The sequence below is a fragment of the Bradyrhizobium sp. genome, assembly GCF_052389815.1.
In the GTDB taxonomy this organism is placed as follows: domain Bacteria; phylum Pseudomonadota; class Alphaproteobacteria; order Rhizobiales; family Xanthobacteraceae; genus Bradyrhizobium.
Window position 1 is genome coordinate 1 of the sequence record NZ_JBQTHN010000024.1, and the last position, 4,797, is coordinate 4,797.

The following is a 4,797-nucleotide window of genomic DNA, read 5'->3' on the forward strand; positions in this document are numbered from 1 at the left end:
CGAGCAGTCGCGCCGCGAGATGGCCGCGCTGCAGAACGAGGTCGCGGGCCTGCGCCGTTTCGGCGCCGCCTCGCTCGACCTCGCCTTCGTCGCCGCCGGCCGTCTCGACGGCTATTGGGAGCGCAACTTGAGCCCATGGGACATCGCGGCCGGCCAGATCATGGTGCGCGAGTCCGGCGGCATCGTCTCCGGCATCGAAGGCAACGACGACGCGCTGACATCGGGCCATGTCGTCTGCGGCAACGAGTTCGTGCACGCCGAGCTGGTGAAAATATTGAAGCCGCTGTGAGCGGCCGACGATGCGCAAGGCCGCCATTGCAGCTGCAGCGGTTTTTTCCGCGCTGGTGCTGGCGATCTACCTCTGGCGCATCGAAGCGCTGCTGCCCGAGCGCGGCGACGCCACCTGCTTTGCGGCCGACTACAGCCCTCCTCGCCCGATCGACCTGTCCTCGCCGCGCGGCGACCGGCGCAGTGTTGGCGAGGTGAGCGCGATGCGGCTGAAGATCTCGCTCTCGCCCGGCGAACGCCCCTTCCGCGACGACCGCTCCGGCCGGCGCTATGACTGGCGCTACAGCCTCCGGCTCGACGCCCACCTCGCTGGCGCCGAGCGCCTCTCCACGTCAGCCATCTGCGAATGGAACGACACGTTCATCGACCGCATCCTGCCGGCCCTGTCCTGCTACATCGACTGCGACGGCGGCAGCGTCACCGTCTTGCGCAGGATCGGACAGAACGCGCTGTCGCTGCGGTTCGAGCCGGGCGAGCGGCTGAAGACCGGCGGTGCCTGCGGCGAAGGTCTGCCGCTGTTCATCGGAGCCGAGAAGGAGGCGAGGAGCTTGCCGGCGAGTGCGGTGGCGCGCTGTGACGGAGGCGATTGAGAATCCTCGAAGGTGCATCTGCGGTAAGCCCGACGCGGCGCAACGCTCAAATTTCGTTGCAAACTAGAGAAATTTAAATTAACGGTTGCATGTTGTACGCGTTTTTTGATGCATAACTCGGAATTATTGTTGTTTACCGTGCCTCCAGGGTTCAAGCGAGACGACCTTAGAAGTCGTTATGACGTCGCGACAATTGAGGAGGACGACTGGCACTCTTATTCGGGCAGACGAACCTCTGAATTTCTGACCAAGCAGTTGTCGCTGCTGGGGCCATCAGCCAGCCGTCTGCTAAACGCCGGCGCTGGCGTTTACGGAAACACGACGGGCCAATCGAGCGAAATATCAGTCGACTTATTCTCGACGCCCATAAAGGGGCGCAAAAATGCAGTTTGCGCGAGTGTCGAAAGACTACCCTTTTCCGATGCCTACTTTAGCTGCGTCCTGTGCGTGGGCGAAGTGCTTGCGTACTGCGATCCTGCAGCCGCCTTCTCGGAGTTCTCACGCGTCTTAGCACCGAGTGGGACTCTAATTTGCGATTTTGGAAGTAGCCGGAGCGCTACTCATTGGTTCAGTAGCACGTTCGCCCGAGCCGCCGACTTGGTTGTCGATGATTACAATGGCAGTCCGGAAAAGACGTGGCGCTACGATCCGAGGTACATATCGAGTCTGCTTCAATCGTTTGGATTGGAGACGAAGGCCACGTTAGGTGTTCACACTTGGTCAGCAATAGCGCGCCGGCTTGGCGCCACCTGCAGCCAAGCCCTTTTCGCCCAGGAGAAGCTCGATTGGATTCCTCTTCCCGCTAACTGGGCGGATCTTATCACGTTCGTTGCCGTGAAACGGACAGGCGAGCGATAACAACTGAGAAGAGTTTCCGAGAACTGTCGGTATCCTCACCCAAGCAATAGATCGCCGCCACCGCTAGGACGAATGGAATCAACAATAAGCTGCCGCCAAGCAACCATTGAGCACCCAGTAGAACTAACATGACGCCCAGTATTCTAGGCATCTTGGGTCCGAATATCTTCTCCAAAAGCGCGCCAATCCGCGGAGCGTGTGTTGAATATCGCGCAACAAGAGAGCGCTTGTCGTCGCCATCAGTTCCAAACGTATCGTCACCCCCGATGCGCGACACTTCAGCGGAGTACAGCTTCTCGATCAAGCTCTCACGCTTGCGAAAACTCTCGGGGTCCAGGAATGGCCGATCCCACCGCAAATAGTGCTTAAAATAGATGCATCGCAATATTGTTCGAAGTTCTGATGATTGAAGTTCGGTTCGTTTTGCGGGCAGAGAAATCATTAGGTCGGCCGGATAACTCAGCCCACCGTCGTAAGATTGGAGCACAGGATACCTGTAGTGAAAATCTACGGTCCGGAAACCGAGACGTTTGAAATATGAAATGAGCTTCTTGTCGGACTCCCACTGATCTCCCGAAACTCGCTTCTGGGCTACCTCGAATACAATGGTGAAGTCGGCCGAATAATTTTGGGAAAGAAACTCCTTGATTCTTTCAACAGCTGCACTCGGGGTCAGGCCGGCTCGTTTTTGATCTCGGATACAAAAATACTCAAAGAAGAAGACATGCTCCTCCCTGAAATAACTAAACTGAAGATATCCAACAACGGCCTTGTCGTGTTGAATGGCGAAACAGCGGAACTCATCAGTAAGGGCGTCCTTGCTGTGATCGATCCAATACAAGATTTGTCGCTCGGGATTCTGCGCTTCGGCGAGGATGGTTTCCCGATAGATGCTTAAGGCAGCGTTCAACCGGCCAACAGCTCGATCGGTCCGGTCAATCGGCTTTAGCTCCATTTTTGTACCAATAATTCCGAGTTATGTGCGGGTCTTCGGCAAAGATTGTCTTTTTCGAAATGAAAGCACTTCAATATTCACTCCCCGCGTCCCGGAGAGTGGCAATGCAGTTCTCGGTTGTGATCGATGCATTCATTCAATTTTGTGTTGTCGAGCGACGGTTGTCTCCGCACACCTGCGCGGCCTATCGTTTCGATCTCGCCGACTTTTCGAAATGGGCGCGGGTCGAGCTCAGGGAAATCTCGACGGGAAGCCTGAAATCCTACATGGAGGACATGGCGGAGCGGAAGTTGTCGACGGCGACGATCCGGCGGCGGCTGGCCTGTCTCAGGGCGTTCTTTCACCACGCCTGCGAGCAGTCGGGGACGCCGAACCCGTTCGACGGCTGGCGGCTGAGACTCGCGCGGCGGAAGCAGTTGCCGAAATCGCTGTCCAAGGTCGAAGCCTCATCGCTCTTGTCGACCTCGTCAATCTCCGGCGCCCCGGCAAAGCCGGCAGATCTCGCCATCGCCATCGCTATTCGGCTGATGGTTTCGACCGGCTTGCGTGTGGGCGAGCTTTGCTCGCTGCAAAGAGACGATGTGCTGTCGCAGGGCGCCGCCCTGCGAGTCAGGGGCAAGGGAGCCCGCGACCGGATCGCTTATGTCTCCGACGCAACGCTGTCGCAGGAGCTCACAATGCTGGCCGGACAGCGCGGCGACAACGTCGCGCTGTTCCAGAACCGCACGGGACGTCCGCTCCGACCGCACTCCATCCGAAGCCGCTTGCGCACCCTCGCGGAGCGGGCTGGGCTACGCCGCAAGCTGACGCCGCACATGCTGCGTCATACGGCTGCAACCCTGCTGATCGAAACAGGTGTCGACATCCGCTTCGTGCAGCGGCTGCTCGGGCATTCCAGCATCTCGACGACCGAGATCTATACGCATGTGTCGGACGAGGCGCTGCGCACGACGCTGGCGAGGGCGAACGTGTTGAGCACGCTCGCGTAACCGGACGCGCCGCTACTCCGCCGGCCGGTGTACCGCGTGCGCATCACCTGCAGCCTCGGCCTTCGGCTCCGCCCTTTCCCGATCCCCGGCCAGCACGCGCTGCACGCTGACGAAGAACACCGGCACCATCAGCAGCGCCAGGATCACCACCGCGATCATGCCGCCCATGACGCTGGTGCCGAGCGCCTGCTGGCTGGCGCCGCCGGCGCCGGTGGCAATCGCCATCGGCAGCACGCCGCAGACGAAGGCGAGGCCTGTCATCAGGATCGTACGGAATCGAAAGCTACAGGCTTAGATCGTGGCTTCCACCAGCGGCTTGCCCTGCGCGCGCAAATCCTTGGCGAATTCGATGATGAGGATAGCGTCTTTTGCCGCCAGGCCGATGATGGTGATCAGGCCGACGGTGAAATAGACGTCGTTCGACAGGCCGCGCATGGTGGCGGCAATGACCGCGCCGCAGATGCCGAGCGGTATCGTCAGCAGCACGGCCAGCGGGATGGTCCAGCTTTCGTAGAGCGCCGCAAGCAGCAGGAACACCACGAACACCGAGAGGCCCAGCAGGAACGGCGCCTGCGAGCCAGACAGCTTTTCCTGCAGCGACTGCCCGGTCCATTCGTAGCCAAAGCCGCGCGGCAGCTTGTTCGCCAGCCGCTCCATCTCGGCGATGGCATCGCCCGAGGTGAAGCCGGGTTTTGCCTCGCCGGAGATACGCACCGCGGGATAGTAGTTGAAGCCGGCGATCTGGGTCGGGCCTTTCTGCCACTGCACGGTGGCGAACGCCGAGAACGGCACCAGCTGGCCGCGGCTGTTCTTGACGCTGTAATTGAGGATGTCGTCGGCATTCATGCGGCTGCCGCGATCGGCCTGCACGATCACGCGCTGCATCCGCCCGCGGTTCGGAAAGTCGTTGATGTAGTTCGAGCCGAGATTGGTCGAGATGGTCTGGTTGATGTCCTCGAAGGTGACGCCGAACGCGCCGGCCTTTTCGCGGTCGATCATCAGGTTGACCTGCGGCGCCGGCGGCAGGCCCTCGATATAGACCTTCTGCAGGATCGGGCTCGCATTGGCCTGCGCCACCATCTGGTCGGCGGCGGCAGAGAGCGCCGCAAAGCCCTTC

5 protein-coding genes and 1 pseudogene are annotated in these 4,797 nt (G+C 60.1%); 4 read left to right on the forward strand and 2 right to left on the reverse strand.

What is annotated here, in order from left to right:
• From ACT4OC_RS05745 to ACT4OC_RS05755, 3 genes are all read left to right on the forward strand, one after another.
• A partial coding sequence (locus ACT4OC_RS05745; protein ID WP_444838008.1) for an inositol monophosphatase family protein occupies positions 1-289 on the forward strand: 289 nt, incomplete at its 5' end.
• Between the two features lie 10 nt (positions 290-299).
• Positions 300-878, forward strand: coding sequence for a hypothetical protein (locus tag ACT4OC_RS05750; protein ID WP_444838009.1), 579 nt, complete (start codon positions 300-302; stop codon positions 876-878).
• 108 nt (positions 879-986) lie between these two features.
• Entirely contained in the window at positions 987-1,736 is a 750-nt protein-coding gene (locus ACT4OC_RS05755; RefSeq protein WP_444838010.1) for a methyltransferase domain-containing protein, read from the forward strand.
• Here ACT4OC_RS05755 and ACT4OC_RS05760 read toward each other — a convergent pair.
• Positions 1,699-2,691, reverse strand: a complete 993-nt coding sequence (locus tag ACT4OC_RS05760; RefSeq protein WP_444838011.1) for a hypothetical protein — start codon at positions 2,689-2,691, stop codon at positions 1,699-1,701. The two genes, ACT4OC_RS05755 and ACT4OC_RS05760, sit on opposite strands and share 38 nt — an antisense overlap.
• Before the next feature lie 104 nt (positions 2,692-2,795).
• Between ACT4OC_RS05760 and ACT4OC_RS05765 the strand changes: the two genes are divergently transcribed.
• Positions 2,796-3,680 carry a tyrosine-type recombinase/integrase gene (locus ACT4OC_RS05765; protein WP_444838012.1) on the forward strand — a complete coding sequence of 295 codons (885 nt, stop codon included), beginning with the start codon at positions 2,796-2,798 and terminating at the stop codon, positions 3,678-3,680.
• Between the two features lie 12 nt (positions 3,681-3,692).
• Here ACT4OC_RS05765 and ACT4OC_RS05770 read toward each other — a convergent pair.
• A pseudogene (locus tag ACT4OC_RS05770) lies at positions 3,693-4,797 on the reverse strand (efflux RND transporter permease subunit); the annotation flags it as partial.

Bases quoted from the DNA above. Each gene is read 5' to 3' on its own strand.
- ACT4OC_RS05765 (WP_444838012.1), top strand. From the start codon at position 2,796: ATGCAGTTCTCGGTTGTGATCGATGCATTCATTCAATTTTGTGTTGTC.
- ACT4OC_RS05750 (WP_444838009.1), top strand. From the start codon at position 300: ATGCGCAAGGCCGCCATTGCAGCTGCAGCGGTTTTTTCCGCGCTGGTG.
- ACT4OC_RS05760 (WP_444838011.1), bottom strand. From the start codon at position 2,691: ATGGAGCTAAAGCCGATTGACCGGACCGATCGAGCTGTTGGCCGGTTG.
- ACT4OC_RS05755 (WP_444838010.1), top strand. From the start codon at position 987: ATGCATAACTCGGAATTATTGTTGTTTACCGTGCCTCCAGGGTTCAAG.